General features: G+C 72.5%; 14 protein-coding genes. 10 read left to right on the top strand and 4 right to left on the bottom strand.

Features of this window, described 5'->3' with window-relative positions:
* Positions 1-56: 56 nt before the first annotated feature.
* The 9 genes from ACGF2Y_RS25785 to ACGF2Y_RS25745 all read left to right on the top strand — a co-directional run bounded on the left by ACGF2Y_RS25785 (position 57) and on the right by ACGF2Y_RS25745 (position 11176).
* Positions 57-1073, top strand: a complete 1017-nt coding sequence (locus ACGF2Y_RS25785; RefSeq protein WP_392951860.1) for a LacI family DNA-binding transcriptional regulator — start codon at positions 57-59, stop codon at positions 1071-1073.
* Positions 1070-2659, top strand: coding sequence for a sugar ABC transporter ATP-binding protein (locus ACGF2Y_RS25780; protein ID WP_392951857.1), 1590 nt, complete (start codon positions 1070-1072; stop codon positions 2657-2659). The genes ACGF2Y_RS25785 and ACGF2Y_RS25780 overlap by 4 nt, the downstream gene beginning before the upstream one ends.
* Positions 2649-4604, top strand: a complete 1956-nt coding sequence (locus tag ACGF2Y_RS25775; RefSeq protein ID WP_392951855.1) for a substrate-binding domain-containing protein — start codon at positions 2649-2651, stop codon at positions 4602-4604. Before ACGF2Y_RS25780 ends, ACGF2Y_RS25775 begins: the two co-directional genes overlap by 11 nt.
* A 57-nt stretch (positions 4605-4661) precedes the next feature.
* Positions 4662-5585, top strand: coding sequence for a ribokinase (locus ACGF2Y_RS25770; RefSeq protein ID WP_392951852.1), 924 nt, complete (start codon positions 4662-4664; stop codon positions 5583-5585).
* Positions 5582-5971 carry a D-ribose pyranase gene (rbsD, locus tag ACGF2Y_RS25765; RefSeq protein WP_392951850.1) on the top strand — a complete coding sequence of 130 codons (390 nt, stop codon included), beginning with the start codon at positions 5582-5584 and terminating at the stop codon, positions 5969-5971. The genes ACGF2Y_RS25770 and rbsD overlap by 4 nt, the downstream gene beginning before the upstream one ends.
* Before the next feature lie 311 nt (positions 5972-6282).
* Positions 6283-7707, top strand: a complete 1425-nt coding sequence (locus ACGF2Y_RS25760) for a hypothetical protein (RefSeq protein WP_392951847.1) — start codon at positions 6283-6285, stop codon at positions 7705-7707.
* A gap of 134 nt (positions 7708-7841) precedes the next feature.
* The gene (locus tag ACGF2Y_RS25755) at positions 7842-9113 is read left to right on the top strand and encodes an AAA family ATPase (protein ID WP_392951844.1); all 1272 of its coding nucleotides are present in this window, start codon (positions 7842-7844) and stop codon (positions 9111-9113) included.
* Positions 9110-10354 (top strand): VWA-like domain-containing protein, encoded by a 1245-nt coding sequence (locus ACGF2Y_RS25750; RefSeq protein WP_392951841.1) that lies wholly within the window; start codon positions 9110-9112, stop codon positions 10352-10354. Before ACGF2Y_RS25755 ends, ACGF2Y_RS25750 begins: the two co-directional genes overlap by 4 nt.
* A gap of 411 nt (positions 10355-10765) precedes the next feature.
* On the top strand, positions 10766-11176 hold the full coding sequence (locus ACGF2Y_RS25745; protein WP_392951839.1) for an SH3 domain-containing protein: 411 nt from the start codon (positions 10766-10768) through the stop codon (positions 11174-11176).
* Positions 11177-11546: 370 nt separating this feature from the next.
* On the opposite strand, the gene ACGF2Y_RS25740 is transcribed toward ACGF2Y_RS25745, so the two are convergent.
* Entirely contained in the window at positions 11547-12368 is an 822-nt protein-coding gene (locus ACGF2Y_RS25740) for an N-formylglutamate amidohydrolase (protein ID WP_392951836.1), read from the bottom strand.
* 269 nt (positions 12369-12637) lie between these two features.
* Here ACGF2Y_RS25740 and ACGF2Y_RS25735 point away from each other — a divergent pair, with 269 nt between their 5' ends.
* On the top strand, positions 12638-14800 hold the full coding sequence (locus tag ACGF2Y_RS25735) for a tetratricopeptide repeat protein (RefSeq protein WP_392951833.1): 2163 nt from the start codon (positions 12638-12640) through the stop codon (positions 14798-14800).
* Here the strand turns inward: ACGF2Y_RS25735 and ACGF2Y_RS25730 are convergent.
* The 3 genes from ACGF2Y_RS25730 to ACGF2Y_RS25720 all read right to left on the bottom strand — a co-directional run bounded on the left by ACGF2Y_RS25730 (position 14715) and on the right by ACGF2Y_RS25720 (position 18603).
* Complete coding sequence (locus ACGF2Y_RS25730; protein WP_392951831.1) at positions 14715-16700, bottom strand: hypothetical protein; 1986 nt, start codon at positions 16698-16700, stop codon at positions 14715-14717. The genes ACGF2Y_RS25735 and ACGF2Y_RS25730 overlap by 86 nt on opposite strands.
* Positions 16701-16821: 121 nt before the next feature.
* The gene (gene sph / locus ACGF2Y_RS25725) at positions 16822-17802 is read right to left on the bottom strand and encodes a sphingomyelin phosphodiesterase (protein ID WP_392951957.1); all 981 of its coding nucleotides are present in this window, start codon (positions 17800-17802) and stop codon (positions 16822-16824) included.
* A 138-nt stretch (positions 17803-17940) separates the two neighbouring features.
* Positions 17941-18603, bottom strand: a complete 663-nt coding sequence (locus tag ACGF2Y_RS25720; RefSeq protein ID WP_392951828.1) for a class F sortase — start codon at positions 18601-18603, stop codon at positions 17941-17943.
* Positions 18604-18620 lie beyond the last annotated feature (17 nt).

Here is an 18620-nt window from a genome sequence, read left to right as displayed (position 1 = left end):
ACCGGTCGGCCCCCAGGTTTCGAGGTGTACGGAAACCACAAGGAGGTGGTCCGGACATGGCGGGCATCAAGGATGTCGCGGCCGAGGCGGGCGTGTCCGTCGCGACGGTCTCGCGCGTGCTGAACAGCCATCCGTCCGTCAGTGAAGAGGCGCGCACCCGCGTCCTCGCCGCCGTCGAAGTTCTCGGCTACCGGCCCAACGCGGTGGCACGGTCGCTGCGCACCGCGCAGACCCGCACTCTCGGCCTGGTCATCAGTGATGTGCTCAACCCGTACTTCACCGAGCTGGCCCGCTTCGTCGAGGAGGAGGCCCGCGCGCTCGGCTACAGCGTCATCATCGGCAACGCCGACGAGCGGCCCGAGCTCCAGGACCATCACATCCGCACGCTCATCGACCGCAGGATCGACGGGCTCCTCGTGTCGCCCGCCGACGGCGGGTCCCCGGTGCTGCGGGACGTCGCTCCGAGCGGTACGCCGATGGTCTTCGTGGACCGTTGGATCCCCGGTATCGACGTCCCCGTCGTGCGGGCCGACGGTACGGGCGCGGTCAAGGATCTCGTCGCGCATCTGCACGGACTCGGTCACCGCCGGCTCGCCATCATCGCCGGGCCCGCGGCCACCACCACCGGCAACGAGCGCGTCGAGGCCTTCCGCGACGCGATGCGGGAACTCGGGCTCGCCCTGCCCGACACCTATATCGGGCAGGGCGACTTCCAGGCGGCCAGCGGCCGGCGGGCCACCGAGCGCTTCCTGGCGCTGGCCGAGCCGCCCGAGGTCGTGTTCGCCGCTGACAACCTGATGGCCCTCGGCGCGCTGGACGCGATCAGGGCCCGGGGATTGCGGGTGCCCGACGACATCGCGCTCGCCGCCTTCGACGACATCCCGTGGTTCGTCCACACGGATCCGCCGATCACCGCCATCGCCCAGCCGACCGCCGACCTGGCGCGGGCCGCCGTGCGCGCGCTGGCCGACCTGATCGAAGGACGGACTCCGCAGTCCGTCACCCTGCCCGCCCGCCTCGTCGTACGCCGCTCGTGCGGCGGGGCCGCATCGAACCAGAGGAGCGAGCGGTGACCGCACCGGACAGGCAACTGGTGACCGCACCAGACGAGTTGCTGCGCATCGAAGGTCTGCGCAAGACCTTTCCCGGCGTGGTGGCGCTCGACAACGTCGACTTCGACCTCCGCAGAGGCGAGGTCCATGTCCTGCTCGGCGAGAACGGCGCGGGCAAGAGCACCCTCATCAAGATGCTCTCCGGCGCCTACCGCCCCGATCGCGGCCGCATCCTGGCCGAGGGCCGCGAGGTCCGTATCGAGGGCGCGCAGGACGCCGAACGGCTCGGGATCGCCACCATCTACCAGGAGTTCAACCTCGTACCCGATCTCACCGTCGCCGAGAACATCTTCCTGGGCCGCCAGCCGCGCCGCTTCGGGCTCGTCGACCACCGTCGGATGCGCCAGGACGCGGAGAAGCTGCTGCGCCGGGTCGGCGTCAACGTGCGGCCCGACGCCAAGGTCCGTGAACTGGGCATCGCCCGGCTCCAGATGGTGGAGATCGCCAAGGCGCTCAGCCTGGAGGCCCGTGTCCTGATCATGGACGAGCCGACCGCCGTGCTCACCTCCGAGGAGGTCGACAAGCTCTTCGCGATCGTCCGCCAACTCCGTGAGGACGGCGTCGGGATCGTCTTCATCACCCACCACCTGGAGGAGATCGCCGCACTCGGCGACCGCGTCACCGTCCTCCGCGACGGCCGCAGCGTCGATCAGGTTCCGGCGTCGACCCCCGAGGACGAACTCGTCCGGCTCATGGTCGGCCGCAGCATAGAGCAGCAGTATCCGCGCGAACGAGCCGACACGGGTGAGGCGTTGCTGTCCGTGCGCGGACTCACCCGGGACGGCGTCTTCCACGACATCAGCTTCGATGTGCGCGCGGGTGAGGTCGTCGGTCTCGCCGGCCTCGTCGGCGCCGGGCGTACGGAGGTGGTGCGCGCGGTCTTCGGCGCCGACCCGTACGACGCGGGCACCGTCGACGTACGCGGCGAACGCCTCGCCCGGCACGACGTCCCCGCCGCGATGGGCGCCGGGATCGGACTCGTACCGGAGGACCGCAAGGGCCAGGGCCTGGTCCTGGACGCCTCCGTGCAGGAGAACCTGGGCCTGGTCACCCTGCGGTCCGCGACCCGTTCCGGGCTCGTGGACCTCAAGGGGCAGCGCACGGCCGCCGCCCGCATCGCGCAGCAGCTCGGCGTCCGCATGTCCGGCCTCGGCCAGCATGTCCGCACGCTCTCCGGCGGCAACCAGCAGAAGGTCGTCATCGGCAAATGGCTGCTGGCGGACACCCGGGTACTCATCCTCGACGAACCCACCCGGGGCATCGACGTCGGCGCCAAGGTCGAGATCTACCAGCTCATCAACGAGCTGACCGCCTCCGGGCACGCCGTCCTGATGATCTCCAGCGATCTACCGGAAGTGCTCGGCATGAGCGACCGGGTGCTCGTCATGGCCCAGGGCCGGATCGCCGGGGAACTCCCCGCGGGCGAAGCCACCCAGGACGCCGTGATGGCCCTCGCCGTCGGCACCCCGACCACCACCCGGGGCCCTGCCCCCACCACCGGACATCACGCACCGAAGAAGGAAGAGGAGGGCCCCCGTGGCCACTGAGACAGCCAAGACCGGCGCGGGAACGGGCGGGATCTCCGTGATACGCCGCGTCCTGCTCGACAACGGCGCGCTGAGCGCCCTGGTCGTCCTGGTGGTGGCGATGTCGCTGCTCTCCGGCGACTTCCTGACCACCCAGAACCTGCTGAACGTCGGCGTCCAGGCGGCCGTCACCGCCATCCTCGCGTTCGGCGTCACCTTCGTCATCGTCTCGGCGGGCATCGACCTGTCCGTCGGTTCGGTGGCGGCCCTGTCCGCGACGGTCCTCGCCTGGTCGGCGACATCGGCCGGGGTGCCGGTCGTCCTCGCGGTCGTGCTCGCGATTCTCACGGGAATCGCCTGCGGCTTCGTGAACGGCGCCCTCGTCTCGTACGGCAAACTCCCGCCGTTCATCGCGACGTTGGCGATGCTCTCGATCGCCCGCGGTCTCTCCCTCGTCATCTCGCAGGGCAGCCCGATCGCCTTCCCCGACTCCGTCTCGGTGCTCGGCGAAACACTCGGCGGGTGGCTCCCCGTACCGGTCCTCGTGATGATCGCGATGGGCCTGATCACCGCACTGATCCTCGGCCGCACCTTCATCGGCCGCTCGATGTACGCGATCGGCGGCAACGAGGAAGCGGCCCGGCTCTCCGGGCTCCGCGTCAAGCGCCAGAAGATCGTCATCTACGCCCTGTCCGGCCTCTTCGCCGCCGTCGCGGGCATCGTCCTGGCCTCGCGCCTGGTCTCCGCGCAGCCGCAGGCCGCCCAGGGGTACGAACTCGACGCCATCGCCGCCGTCGTCATCGGCGGGGCGAGCCTGGCCGGCGGCGTCGGCAAGGCGTCCGGCACCCTGATCGGCGCGCTCATCCTCGCCGTCCTCCGTAACGGCCTCAACCTCCTTTCCGTGTCGGCGTTCTGGCAGCAGGTCGTCATCGGCGTCGTCATCGCGCTGGCCGTCCTGCTCGACACGCTGCGCCGCAAGGCCGGTTCGGGCGCGGCCTCCTCGGCGGGCACCACCCCCGGCGCGCCCGGGGCCGGTCGCGGGAACGCGCTGAAACTGGGGGGTGCGGCACTCTGCGTGGCGGTCGTCGTCGGTGCGGTCTCCTTCTTCAACTCCGGTTCTTCCGGGGGCACGACGAAGATCGGCATGTCCCTCTCCACGCTCAACAACCCCTTCTTCGTGCAGATGAAGGAGGGCGCGCAGGCGGAGGCGGAGAAGGCGGGCGTCGACCTCACCGTCACCGACGCCCAGAACGACGCCTCCCAGCAGGCCAACCAGCTCCAGAACTTCACCAGTTCGGGAGTCTCCTCGATCATCGTCAACCCGGTGGACTCGGACGCCGTCGGACCGGGCGTCCGCAGCGCCAACAAGGCGGACATCCCCGTGATCGCCGCTGACCGGGGCGTCAACGAGGCGGACACCGCGACGCTCGTCGCCTCCGACAACGTGGCGGGCGGGAAGCTCGCCGCCGACGCGCTGGCCGACAAGCTCGACGGCAAGGGCAGCATCGTCATCCTCCAGGGCACGGCCGGCACCTCCGCCAGCCGTGAGCGCGGGGCAGGCTTCACCGAGGGGCTGAAGGCGTACCCGGACATCAAGGTGGTCGCCAAGCAGCCCGCGGACTTCGACCGCACCAAGGGCCTGGACGTCATGACGAACCTCATCCAGTCGCACCCCGGCGTCACCGGCGTCTTCGCCGAGAACGACGAGATGGCGCTCGGCGCGGTCAAGGCGCTCGGCAGCAAGGCCGGGAAGTCCGTCTCGGTCGTAGGCTTCGACGGAACCCCGGGCGGCCTGAAGGCGGTCGGGGCCGGCACGCTCTACGCCTCGGTGGCCCAACAGCCCGCCGAACTGGGGAAGATCGCGGTGCGGAACGCCGTGAAGGCCGCGAAGGACGAGAAGGTCGAGAGCATGGTGAAGGTGCCGGTCAAGGTGGTCACCCGGGAGAACGTCGCCGACTTCTCCTGAACCCGGCACGCGAACCGGCCTGTTGATCCGGGAACGAAGAAAGCAGGAAGCACGCACATGCACGACAACGCCCCCGAGGTCCGGTACGACCTCCTGGTCGTCGGGTCGGCCAACGCCGACCTGGTGATCGGAGTCGAGCGCCGCCCCGCACCCGGCGAGACGGTCCTCGGCTCCGACCTGGCCGTCCACCCCGGCGGCAAGGGCGCCAACCAGTCGCTGGCCGCAGCCCGCCTCGGGGCCAGAACCGCCCTGCTCGCCCGGGTCGGCGACGACGACCACGGACGCCTGCTGCTGGAGACCCAGCGCGCGGCGGGCGTGGACACGGACGGCGTCCTGGTGGGCGGGGCCCCCACAGGCGTCGCCCTGATCACCGTCGACCCCTCGGGCGACAACAGCATCGTGGTCTCGCCGGGGGCCAACGGCCGCCTCACCCCCGAGGACGTCCAAGCGGCGGCCCCGCTGCTGGCCGCCGCCCGGGTGGTCTCCGTACAGCTGGAGATCCCGCTCGACACGGTGGCCGAGACGGTACGCGGCCGGGGGCCGGACACCCGCCTCGTCCTCAACCCGTCCCCGCCCGCCCCGCTCCCCGAGGAGGTGCTCGCCGCCTGCGATCCGCTGGTGGTCAACGAGCACGAGGCGCGGTACATCCTGGGCGAGGACGCCGGGGAGACACCGCAGGACTGGGCCCCGGCGCTGCTCGCACTGGGCCCCCGCTCGGTCGTGATCACCCTGGGCGCCGCCGGGGCCCTGGTGGCCGACAGCCGTACGGACTCCCTGGACCACCTGGTCAGCCCGAAGGTCGAGGCCCTCGACACGACCGGCGCGGGGGACGCGTTCACAGCGGCCCTGGCCTGGCGTCTGGGCCGTGGCGACGACCTGCGGGAGGCGGCGGCCTTCGCGGTCAGAGTGGGCGCGGTGGCGGTCACGGCGCGGGGGGCGCAGGAGTCCTTCCCGACCCTGGAGGAGGTCGACGCGCTGTGAAGAAGTCGGGCATCCTCAACCGTCACCTGGCAGGCGCGCTCGCCGAACTCGGTCACGGCGACGGCGTCCTGATCTGCGACGCGGGCATGCCGATCCCGCCCGGCCCCCGCGTCGTCGACCTGGCCTTCCGCGCCGGGGTCCCGTCGTTCGCCGAGGTGCTGGACGGCCTGCTCGACGAGCTGGTCGTGGAGGGCGCGACGGCCGCCGAGGAGATCCGCGAGGCCAACCCGGAGGCCGCTGCGCTGCTGGCCGGTCACTTCCCCGGGCTGGAACTGGTCCCGCACGACCAGGTGAAAGCGCTCACTTCGGCCGCCCGCCTGGTCGTACGGACGGGGGAGGCCCGGCCGTACGCGAACGTACTGCTGCGGTGCGGGGTCTTCTTCTGAGCGAGTGCGCTCCTCCCGGATGAGCGAGTGCCCTTTCGCCGGGCCGATCTGACGACGGGACGAGGACGGGCCGCGCCCCACGCACGGTTACGAGGACGGGCCGCGCCCCACGCGGGGAGCGGCCCGTCCTCTGCCGTTGCCCCCGCCCGCCGCAAGCCGGCCTGGTCGCTGCGAGGTGATGCACGCGGGAGGGAAAGGCAGTTCGGGTGGCAAGAAAATTCCTGGCGCATCCCGTCGAGGCGGGCTACGCTTCCGGCGATGAATCACTCCAAGAGCAGATCGGGGGACCCATCCGCGCAAGGTGAGTGCTGATGCTCACTTCGAACGCGAATCGGGATTCCCACCCGTCCTTCTGGCCGCGCGTACGCGAGTTCGCCGTACCGGCCACCATGATCGAGACTGCGACCGCCCGCCGTGAGGCCGGGGACTGGGCAGGAGCGTGCGCCGCGGCAGGCGTCGACATCGATCTCCGCCTCCGGTCCGTGGCACGCAGCCACGGCCGGGAACTCACCGCCCGCATCCGGGCGGACCTTCGCCACCTGGCTCCCGACCTGCTGCGCTGGCACCTGCCGAGAATCGCCCCGCACGGGCTGTTGCGCCCGGGGCTGACGATCGCGCTGGCCCGCTACGACCCACCGGAGCGTGACGGGCCGGGCCCCCTTCACCTGGTCGTCCGGACCCCGCCCGCCTGGGCGGACGCCGGACAGCGGATCAGCCTCGCGCTGTGGGACGGTTCGCACACCGAACCGGGCGCCCGCCGACACCCTCACCCACATCCGAACCGGCGCTACCGCCTCGATCTGCACCGGCATCTGTGGGATGCGCGCAGGACCGGGGAGTTGCGGATCCGCTCCGGGCTGGATGACCCGTCGACCGGCCACGCCGCCAGGGCAGCCGACCCCGGTCCGTGGGGCGCCGTGCCGCCGGACCGCCGCTGTGCCGTCGGCAGGTGGGCGGCGGAGGCGGCGATCCTGCTCCGGGCCGAAGGGCAGCAGCCGGACGCAACGGTGAGCGTGCGGCTGGGCGGCCGGCACCGGCTTCTCCTGCACATGGAGGACGGCCGGGGGACGCCTGTCGCGCGGATCGCGGCGGCGACCCCGGAGCGCGGTGCTTCCACGGCACCGGTACTGCCGGACGCGGCCACCTGGGTGCTGCCCGACCTCGATCTGCTCCGCACCGGGGCGATCGAGGCCGCTCAGCTGCACCCACTGGTCGCGCGGGCCCTCGTGCCGGACCTCCCGCAGCCGGTTTCGGCATCTGCTCGCTCACGCACCGGCGATCGGGCGGGAGCGGTGCGCCTCGTGGAGTGCCGGGGTGCCCAGCACCGGATCGGCCTGGTCGGAGGGGCCCTCGCTCCGCTGGACCACGACCCGGCCGAGGTCCGCCGCGAGGAACTGCTGGTCGCTCTGACCGGCACTCCACTGCCCTGTCTCCAGGCCATCGACGAGGCGCACCGAAGGCCGGACTGCCTCACCGGTGTCCGGGAACGCCTCGACCACGGGGACATCGCCGGTGCGCTGGCCGTCGTCGAAGGGCTGCTCGGTCCTGAGGCGGTGCTGCGCGACGGTCCGCTGCGGGACGAACTGGAGGCCGCCGCGCAACGGCGGATCACCTACGGACTGTTCCGGGCCGACCTGCTCGGGCCCGGCCCCATCCGCCACCGCTCGGACCCGCGCCGCCCCGTCGACCGCCGTCCGCGCCGGGCCCGGCGCCCGCGCCACACAGCCGTCCGCTGACTCCGGGGGCACCGGGCCCGTCGATGCCCGCTCCGTGACCACCCGCGTCTGCACCCACACCCCCGTCCACTCCCATCCACCCCTGTACGCACCCGTGCTCATTCGCCCTCTCGCATACCCTCAGGTGATCACTCATGCCCACGAACACGCTGTCCGCCGCGCCCGCGCCCGTGCTCACGGACTCCGCTCCCGGCTCTCAACTCGCTGTTGCCGACGCGCTGATGAGTCTGCTCCGCGACACCACAACCGAGCCGCGTCCCGACACCCAACTGGAGGCGCTGACCCTGGCGGTCTCCGCCGACCTGCCCGTGCTGCTCTGGGGCGAGCCGGGGATCGGCAAGACCGCGGCGCTCACCCAGCTCGCCGCCTCCCTGGACCTGCCGCTCACCACGGTCATCGCCAGCGTGCACGAGCCGTCCGACTTCTCCGGGCTGCCCATCGTCGGCGACGACCCCGCCGAGCAGGGAGTCCCGATGGCCCCGCCGGACTGGGCCGTTCGCCTCGTACGGGCGGGAAAGGGCCTGCTGTTCCTCGACGAGCTCTCCACCGCACCGCCCGCCGTGCAGGCCGCGCTCCTGCGCCTCGTACTGGAGCGGCGGATCGGAGCGCTGCAACTCCCGCCCGGCGTACGGATCGTGGCCGCCGCCAACCCGCGCTCCTCGGCGGCCGACGGCTGGGAGCTGAGCCCGCCGCTCGCCAACCGCTTCGTCCACCTCCAGTGGGCACATGAGCACGAGGTCGTCGTACGCGGACTCGCCGGCACCTGGCCCCGCGCGACACTGCCCCGCCTCGACCCCGAAACGCTGCCCGAGGCAGTGGACTTCGCCCGGCGCGCGGTATGCGGGCTCCTCTCCGCCAGGCCCACGCTCGTCCACCGGCTGCCCACGACCGAGACGCGCCGGGGCGGCCCATGGCCCTCGCCGCGCAGCTGGGACATGACGCTGAACCTGATCGCCTTCGCGACCGCCGCCGGATCCTCCCGGGACGTGCTGTCCCTGCTGGTCAGAGGCACGGTGGGGGACGGCCCGGGGCTGGAGCTGCTGGCGAGCCTGGACCGGATGGACCTTCCGGACCCGGAGGACCTCCTCGCCGACCCGGCGGGCGCCGTCCTGCCCGAGCGCGGAGACCTCCGGCAGGCCGCGCTCGAAGGGGTCGTCGCGGCGATCCGTACCCGCCCGGACAGGGCCCGCTGGGACGCCGCGTGGGCGCTGCTCGTCCGGGCGCTGGAGACCGGAGCCCCGGATCTGGTGGTCGTCCCCGCGACGACCCTCGCCGCGCTGCGCCAGGAGGACTGGGACGTACCGGCCACCATCGAACAGCTCGCGGGCGTCGTGTCCCTGTCCGGGCGCGCGGACCGGGCCACGGCCCGGGTCGCGGCGAAGACGAAGGCCACGGCGGGCCGATGACGACGAAGGCCGCGCCGAGCGCGCTCGACCTGGACAAACTCTTCGCCGCCCGTCTTCAGGCGGCCCGGGTCCGCCCCTACCTGGCGACGGCCCTGTTCGCCCTGCACACCGTGGAGTCACGGCAGGTGCCGACCATGGCCGTCGACCGGCACTGGCGGTGCTACGTCTCGCCGTCCTTCGTGGCCCGGACCCCGGTCGAGGAGCTGGCCGGGGTCTGGGTGCACGAGGTGTCGCACCTGCTGCGCGACCACCACGGACGCAGCGACCGGGTCGCCCGGCAGCGCGGGCTGACCGGCCCCGGCGACCGGCTGCGGATGAACATCGCCGCCGACTGCGAGATCAACGACGATGTGTACGGCGACGGACTGGCCCGGCCGAAAGGCATCGTGTACCCGTCGACCCTGCACCTGCGGCCCGGCGAGCTCATGGAGGACTACCTGTACCAGTTCCGCCTCGGCCCGCGCACCCGGGACATCGCCTGGCTGGACTGCGGAAGCGGCGCCGACGGGCTGGAGCGGGAATGGGATCTGGGGCCGGACGGCGCGCACGGGCTCAGCGCGCAGGAACAGGACGCGGTCCGCTTCCGGGTGGCGCAGGGCATCACGGGCCGGCCGGGAAACGCCTCGAAGGGGTGGAAGCGGTGGGCGGAGGAGGCGTTCCATCCTCCGCAGCCCTGGCGGGAGTTGCTGGGCGCCGCCGTCCGCTCGGCCGCCTCCGGGGCCGGTGCGGGGGAGGACTACACCTACGGCCGCCCGTCGCGGCGCTCCACCGGACTGCCCGGCGTCGTCCTGCCGAGCCTGCGCCGCAGACCGCCCCGGGTCTGCGTCGTGATCGACACCTCCGGCTCGGTCAGCGACGCCGAACTGGGCAGCGCCCTCCTGGAAGTCGCCGCCATCTCCCGTGCGGTGGGCGGCCGCCGCGACCTGGTCACCGTCCTGGCGTGCGACGCGGCGACCCGGGTGGTCCACCCGCTGTGCCAGGCCGAGGGCATCCCGCTGCTGGGAGGCGGCGGCACGGATCTGCGTACGGGCTTCGCCACGGCACTGCGGGCGCAGCCGCGTCCCGACGCCATCGTGGTCCTGACGGACGGTCAGACCCCGTGGCCCGCCGCGCAGCCGGCGTGCCGCACGGTCGTCGGCCTGTTCCCGAGGGACCACAGGCGCCGCTCCTGGGACGAGGACAACCCCGGCTACGTGCCTCGCCGACCGCCGGCATGGGCGCGGGTGGTGGAGATCGGGTAGCGAGATCGCTGGTGGAGCGCGGCGCTCCGGCTCGCGGCCGCCGCGCGGATCCCCGCGGTTGCGGCTGTCGCGCAGCCCTCTGCGCTTGCGCCGCCGCGCAGCCTCCTGCCGCTCGGGTGACTGCCCAGTCGTAGCCCCGGTGGCCCGGGAAGGGGAGGGGGTACCGGGCTCCCGAGCGCCGGATGGCACAGGACGGGCAGGAGCACCGGATCGACGGGGCGCTTCGGAGTGCGTCGGCGAAAGCGCCCTCGGCAGAAGATGTGGAGCATCTTGTTCCCCCCTGTGAACTCGGCTTTTCTGGTGAGCCCGAACGTCATGGCCGGATTCGGCCGAGGTCGGTCATGGTTGCTCAACAGCGCAGAACTGTGGGCGTGTCCGCGCCACCGGGAACCATGACTCAGGAGGAACAACATGCGAACTCTTATGCGACGTACGGCCGTCACTGTCGGAGCGGGGGCGATTGCTTTCGCGGGAATTCTCGGCACGTCCGGTGCGGCTTCGGCTGCCGAGTCCACCCAGCAGACAGAGGTGGTACCGGCGGCCGACCAGGTCCAGGCGAAGGCCCTGTACGCCCGCAAGGTCTGGAAGACGGTGAACCACCGGACGGGACCGTCCGGGAGCTACGGCGTGATAGGCAAGCTCTACGCGAACAGGTACTACACGGTGAGCTGCTGGAAGTTCGGCCAGACGGTGACCGCCGAAGGCACCACCAACAGCGTGTGGATCTACGCGAAGAACGGCAACGGGCGGTGGGGCTATTCCAGCGCGATCTACTTCTCGGGCAACAAGTACGGCAACCTGCCGTACTCCGCCAAGTGCTAGACCCGCCTCCTGGCGGGGCCGCGGCCTGTGCGTGAATGAGCCAGGCCCGGGATGACCGGAACAGGGCCCGCCCGATCACCCGTCGGGCGGGCCCCGTTGTCGGAGGAGCGGAGCACGCCGGGTTCGCGGGAGGCGAGGCTCGGGGCGACAGCCTCACCTCCTGGCAGCGAACGCCCGACCTCCCTCGGCCTCTTCCTCGGCCTCTTCCTCGGCCGTGGAGGCTCCCAGCCGCCGGCGGCTACGGCGGCGGACAGGGATGCGGTCGGCCTCTGGGGCGGGCGGTCGCAGGTCCAGGGAGGCCCGGACGGTGTTCCGGGGCCGTCGTACGGGGGAACCGGCCCCAGCGGTCGGTCAGGGCGGTTCCACCCGGTCAGCATGACCGCGCCAGCTCCGCCAGCGCCCCGGCCAGCGTGTCGAGCCCCGGCCCGGCCGGTCCGCCCGGCTCGCTCATGTACGTGTCGCGGCGGATCTCGATCATCAGCGCGGTGACCCGGCGGTCCGTTCCGTAGTGCTGGAGAGGGACGTACGTACCCGCGAACGGGGTGTTGTGCCCGATGCCGCCGTGGCCGACGCGGCCGCCGAATGCCCTCTCCGCCGCCGCGAGCAGTTCCGGCGGGGTGTGGAACGGGTCGGTGCCCAGGCAGACGGGCGGGCGGGGACCGGCGCCGTGGAGCTCGTAGGGCAGGGGTGCGGTCGGGTACGAATGGACGTCGATGATCACCGCGCGGCCCGCAGCGGCGACGCGCGCATCGACCGCCGCCGTCATCGCGTCGGCGTACGGGTGGAAGTACGCCTCCAGCAGCGGTCCCGGGTCCGCCTGCGGCGGGCGGAGCGGCTCGCGGTGGGTGGTGCGGGTGTAGACGGCGCCCATGCCCACGGCGAGCATCTCCTCCCGTTCGTCCGGGAAGCGTTCCGGGTCGATGACCAGCCGGGAGAGGTTGTTGACGAAGCGCCACGGGGTGGACGGGACGATCGCCGCCGCCGAGGCTGCCAGTTCGGCGGTGTGGGCGTCGGTGATGTGGTCGAGCTCGTGCTCCAGGGCGGCATCGTCCAACGTGATCGCCTCGCGCACCTGTTGGGGGATGCGGCGGGATCCGTGCGGTACGTGCAGGAGGACCGGCGAGTCGACGGCCCCCGGGATGAGCGTGAACGGCTGCTGCGGATCACTCACGGGTACTCCTTCGGTGTGCATCGTTCGTTTCCGCGCCAGCATCCCGGACCGGCTCCGCGCCAGCATCCCGGACCGGCTCCGGCCCCGCCCCGGACCGGCTCCGGCCCCGCCCCGGACCGGCTCCGGCCCGGCTTCGGCCCGGCTTCGGAAGGCGTCGGAGGACCTCTTCCGTTCCCCTGGCAGCCCGTCAGCGCGCCGGTCCAGCGGATACCGTTGATTCCTGCGATCGGTCGCGGCGGTGCCCGGGAGGGGTGCACCGGGCGGACCGGCGGGAACAGGGGGCGCACCGCATGCTGGATCCCATATCGATGGCCGCCATCACCGCGGTGCTCGGCGCGGTCGGATCGGGCGTGGCGAGCGAGGCCGGCAAGTGGGCCTGGGAGACCGCGGGCGGGCTGGTCCGGCGGATGGCCGGGCGCGAGGTCGTCGCGCCGACCCGGCCCGAGGACCGGGACGCCGTGGCGCGGATCATCCACGACAGCGTGCACAGCGACCCCGAACTCGCCAGGACCTGGAGCGCGTTCGCCCGCAGCGTGCAGACCACGGGGACAACGATCGGACGGCCTCGGCTGCCCGCTTCCGTACGTTTCTTCACGGACCGGAAGGGGGCGATGAGGCTGCTGGACCGCGAGGCGGCCCGCAAGGCGGACGGGCGCCCCCGGGTCGCCCTGCTGTACGGGGACGACTCCATGGGCACCAGTGCCCTCGCCGTGCACTGGGGCTGGCGGGCGGAGAACCTGTTCCCGGACGGGCAGCTCTACGTGGACCTCGGCCGCCGCGGCGCGGGCAGCGCCCACACCGCCGGCAGCGCCCTGCGGGAACTGCTGTGCCGACTCGGGCTGCGCGACGAGCAGATCCCGCCCTCGGAGGCTGAGCGCATCGATGTCTTCCGCCGCATCGTCGCGGACCGCAAGCTGCTCCTCGTCCTCGACCATGCCCGGTCCGCCGCGCAGATCGCACCGCTGCTGACCTCCGCGCCCTCCGTTCTCACCCTGGTCGTGGCCCGGCGCCCGCTCTCCGGTCTCGACGCCTTCCCGGTGCCCGTCGGGCCCCTCAGCGACCGGGACGCGTCCCGCCTGCTCACCAAGATCGTGGGCAAGCAGGTCATGCGCTCCGCCCGTGCCGCGCTCCCCGCCGTGCTGGCACGCTGCGGCGGATCGCCGTACGCCCTGCGTGCAGCCGCACCCAGACTCCTCGACCCCGGGCCGCTCACCGCGGCCCCGCCGCCCCCACTGTCCCATCGCGAACCGACGGGAGGCCTCACCATGAGCGACAGCGACCCGATGCGTACGGCCGCGGAGGACGCCTACCGGCTGCTGCAGCCGGACGCGGCCCGGCTCTACCGCCTCATGGGGCTGCGGCTCTGGCCCGCCTTCGACGCGGAGGCGGCGGCGCAGGTCGCGGGCGTCGACGTCGACGCCGCCGAGGAACTGCTCGGCAGGCTGGCCGACGCGTTGCTGCTGGAGCACACGGACAACGGGCGCTACCGCTACCGGCCGTCCGTACGCGCCCACGCCGAGGAAGCCGCATACCGCCAGGAGGGCATCGCCGGCTGCTCGGCGGCCACGACCCGCGCCGTGGACTACTACCTGCGCCTGTCCGTGACGGCGGCGCGGGCCGCACTCCCGGAGAGCTGGCGGGTACCGGACTCCCCGGCCGACGGCCCTGCCGGTGCCTACGCCGGGCGAGGGGACGCCGTGGCACGTCTCGCCGTGGAACTGCCCAACCTCGTCGAAGCCGTCGTGACCGCCGAGGAGTTCGGAAAGCCGGACACGGTGCTGACACTCTGCCGCGCCCTGTGGCCGCTCCAGCTCAAAGCGGGCCACCACGAGGCGCTGCTCCCGGCCCTGCGGATCGGGACGGCGGTCGCCGACGCCCAGTTCCCCGGCAGCCGTACCGCGGGCGCCCTTCACGCACAACTGGCCCACACGTTGGGAGAGTTGCAGCTCGGGGACGAGGCCGGTGCGGAGGCGGCGGCAGCCGCACGCGACGAGCGGGCGGCGGGCCACACCCGCGGTCTGGCCTCCGCCATCGAGTTCCTGGGCCTGCTGCGGCTGCGGCAGTGGCGCTTCGCAGACGCGTACGACTGCTTCGACGAGGCCCGCACCGTCCTCGACGGCATCGGCCCCGACGACGAGGGCGCGGCGGATGTGCCCCGAGCGCGGGCTCTGCTGGAACGCCACCGGGGCCGGGCCCTGCGAGGTCTCGGTCGGCTGGACGAGGCCCAGGAGCATGTGCGGCGCGCGCTGGCCGCCTTCCGGGCGAACGGCGAGGCGTACAACACCGCACGGGCGCTCACGGATCTGGCCGAGATCCTGCTGGCCCGTGAGCAGCCCGCCGAGGCGCTGCCGCCGATCGACGAGGCGATCAGGATCCTGTCCGAGGAGAACGCCGACCAGCACGTGGAGTATCTGCGCCGCTTGCGTGAGCGGTGCTCCGGTCCGCAGGAGTAGGCGCAGGAGAAGCAGTAGGGGAAGGAGCAGGAGCAGGAGCAGTGGCAGGGCGGGGGCGCGGCCGCGTTCCGCCCGCAGTGGGCTCGTCCGTCTCGGTCGTGACCACCACGTGGTGGGCGGTGCTGCCCGTACGGACGGTCAGGCCGTCCGCGACCAGAGCGGCGCGGGTCCCGCCCGCCGCGAGCCAGGCGTGCACCGCCGACGCGTACACCGCCGGGTCCGCGTCGGCCCTCGCTCCGGCGGTGACCCGGGAGAGGGTGCCGTCACGGGTCCGTACGACGCAGGACGAGGGCCCCGTGACGTACGCCGCGAGCGCGCAGTGCGGGTGCCGTGCCAGTACCTCGGCGGCCCACCGGCCGGGCGGGCCGAACCGCGGGTCGTCCGGGGAGCCGTCCCGGAAGACGACGTCGGCCAGGTCGAGCTGGCCCGGATCACGGGTGTCCTCGTGAACGGCGAGGTGGGCGTCCCCCGTCCCGGCCGGCTCCCGGGCGGGATCGGCGTACCGGGTCACGACGACCTCCGGCCCCGCGAGGAAACGCGTCAGCACCCACAGGGGAGCCGTACGGCGAGCGGGCTCCGGGGCGGGCAGCGGCAGCGGTACGAGCAGGGCGGGACCCGACGGCTCGGGGGAGGCCATCAGCGCGTAGAAGGCGCGCCTCAGCCGTACCGCCGCCTCGCCCGGAACGGAGGACGTGAAGCGCATCGGGCCCGGCTGCGGGATGTGGCTCTCGATCAGCGCGTCCACCTGGCCGCGCAGGGGCGACCGGGCGTCGAGCCTCGGCGTGGTCCGGACGAAGTCGGCGACGGGCGCATCGGGGTCGAGGCTGTCCAGGGGTGCGGCTCCCAGGGCAACGGGGGTGCCGAGCGCGGCGGCGTAATAGGTGACCGAGCCGTGGTCCCCGATGACCAGGTCGGCGGCGAGGAGCGCCTGCCGCCAGTCCTCCAGCGGGTCGATCAGCGCCAGGCCGCTGCGCCTGGCCCGGTCCAGCCAGGCCCTGATCTGGCCGGGACCGTGGCCGTGCCAGATGTTGGGATGGAACACGGCGGCGATGCGGTACTCGTCGGCGGGAAGTTCCGATGTGAGCCGGGGGAGCAGCGCGGGCAGCACATCGTCACCGGACCCGTCTCCGCCTCCGTCGCCCAGCAACGACTGCGGGCTCCAGGTGGAGTTGAGCAGCACGAGACGCTGTCCGCGCCGCAGCCCGAGCGCTCTGCGGAACCGGTCGCGGTACGGGCGTGCCGCCAGCATCCGGTCGAAGCAGGGATCACCCGCGAGAACGGCGGTGGGCAGCGCTTCCGGGCAGGCGGCGGCCAGCCGGTCGAACTGTTCGGGGTGGGAGAGGACGAGTGCGTCGGCGAGGGGGACGCCGTCCGAGAGCAGCCAGTCCGGTGCGAGCCCGAAGACAGGAGGAGGCGAACTCCGGGGCGCGCCTGCCGCATCCGCATCCGCATCCGAAACTCGGTGCTCGGTGCTCGGTGCTCGGTGCTCGGTGCTCGGTGCTCGGTGCTCGGTGCTCGGTGCCGCCAGCCTTTTAGTATAGCCAATTCCATGCGAAAGGACGACCAACGGCCCCTGGATCGCGTGGAGTTCGCCCCCGAAGCTGGCCGAGATCGCCAGGTCCACCGGCGTCGCGAGAGCCTGTTCCCACGGCAGTACGGGCACCCCCGTGTCCGCGAGCAGGTCGGCGACGCCCGACCGGAACGCCGAGGACCCCGTGCAGGTGGCGAGGAGCTGCACCCCGAGGTCGTCGTCGAACAGCGGCAGGACGTCGAGCAGCCGGGTCGCCGAGGTCACGTTGTGCACGACGAGCAGCACGCGCCGGCATCGCACCCGCGTGGCCCAGCGCGCCGCGTCGTCCCCGACCGGCACCCGTATCCACTGGTCCTGCCCCTCGTCCATACCGGCCCTCCCGCGCTTCCGGACACAAGCGCTGGCCACGATATATCGGCAGGAGCCCGGCGGCGTCGCCGTCCCCTCCGGCGAGGAGCGGAAGGGGCGACGACGTCATGGCGGGGTGTGGCTACTGGCCGGAACCGATCACCGGGTAGTGGTCGGAGAGGTTCGTGTACGTGTAGTCCGTGCCCCAGCTGGACACCGTCCAGGGGGCGCTCTCCTCCTTGATCACGTCGTTCTTCCAGCCCGACGGCTTGGCGTGGCCCGCGCGGTGCAGGACGTGGTCCAGGTCCTCGCGCGGGTCGTCGGGGTAGCGCTCGGAGGCGATGGAGTTGTCACGGGTGTCGAAGGAGTACGGGTGGCCCGTCCGGGTCTCCGGCGCGCTGAGGCCGGCGTCGGAGAGGAACGACGCGTACTCGGCCGAGTGCCCGTCGACGTTGAAGTCGCCCGCCACGACGACCTGTTCCGAGGCCGGTATGTTCTTCGCGTCGAGGAAGGCGTCCATCTCCTTGAACTGCCGACTGCGCATCTGCGCCGCCTCGCCCGCCGAGCAGCCGGGGTCGGTCGACTGGGCGTGGGTGCCGACGACGTGGACCCGGGCGCCGTCGACGTTCAGCACCGTGTACGCGAAGCCCTTGTTGGACCACCAGTCGGCGCCGCACGCGTCCTTGTACACGTACTGCTCCTTGCGCACGATCGGCCACTTGCTCAGGATGGTGACGCCGCCGTCCTCCGGCGTCGCCGCCGCGTAAGAACCGCCCGTCGCGTCCCAGCCGCTCTTGCTCCGGCCGACCACCGGGGTCTGGTACGGGTACTGGGGGGCGGCGTTCCGCAGCAGCGCGTCGGAGGCGCCGTTGTCGAAGGCCTCCTGGATCACCACGACGTCGTTGCCCTGGAAGAACGAGGTCTTCGGGATCTCGGCCGCTCGGTGGTCCTGGCCCCAGTTGGGGTACAGGTTCTTGCTGAAGAGGAACGCGTTGTACGAGAGCACCCGCAGCGACGGGGTCTCGGCAGCCGCTGCCTGCGGCGCGGTCACGGCGAGCGTGACCGTGGCGAGTGTGGCGGACAGTGCCACGCCGGTCAGACGGCGGAGCGCGGTGTTCGGCACGAGGTCTCCTGCGATGTGGTGGGGGGCGTACTGGGTGCCACCCATCAAAGCAGCGCCAGTTACCCACGGGTAGACTTCGGGTGGCACGAGTCTGTCCGGTCGGCTGCCATCCGGATTCCCGGTCAGGGGCGCCGACTCTCAGTCGAGAGCGCCGTACACGATGAGGTTGTCGACCGTATGGCCTTCCGCGTCGAACTCCCCGTCGCAGGTGATGAGCCGCAGCGTGCTGCCCTTCGTCGGGCCGTAGACCTTCTCGGTGGGGAACGCCTGCTTGCTGACCGCTTCTTTACCCGTGACCGTGAAGCGCAGGGTTTTTCCCGCCCCGTCGCGGACCAGTACCTCGGCGCCCTTGCGGATGTTCTTGAGGTCGTGGAAGACGGCCCGGCCGAAGCGGGTGTCGTTGTGGCCGATCAGCACGGCCGGCCCGGGTGCGCCGGGCGCGGACCCGCCGCTGTACCAGCCGGCCGTCATGCCCTTCTCCGCGGGCGGGACCTCGACCGTGCCGTCCGCGTTGAGCCCCAGCTCCATGAGGGTGCTCTTGACGCCGATCGAGGGGATGGAGACCTGGGTGGGGGCCGGCTGGTCCTGTTGGCCCAGTTGATCCTGCCGGTCCTGTTGGTCCTGCTGGTCGGTCCTGGGCGGCTCGGTCGATTTGGAGTGCGACTTGTCCTGCGCCGAAGTGGCGCCGGAGGAGGACGCGGAGGGTTCGCCGGACGAGCATCCGGCCAGGGCGACGCAGGCCGCGACGGCGGTCAGCAGGGCGGCGGTCCGCCGGAAACGGTGGGGCGTACGGGACGGCACAGAGGACTCCGGAGTCG

Origin of the sequence: Streptomyces sp. NPDC048142 (assembly GCF_043202835.1) — a bacterium.
In the GTDB taxonomy this organism is placed as follows: Bacteria; Actinomycetota; Actinomycetes; order Streptomycetales; family Streptomycetaceae; genus Streptomyces.
Note: the sequence above shows the minus strand (reverse complement) of the source record. Positions and strands in the feature narration are given on the sequence as shown.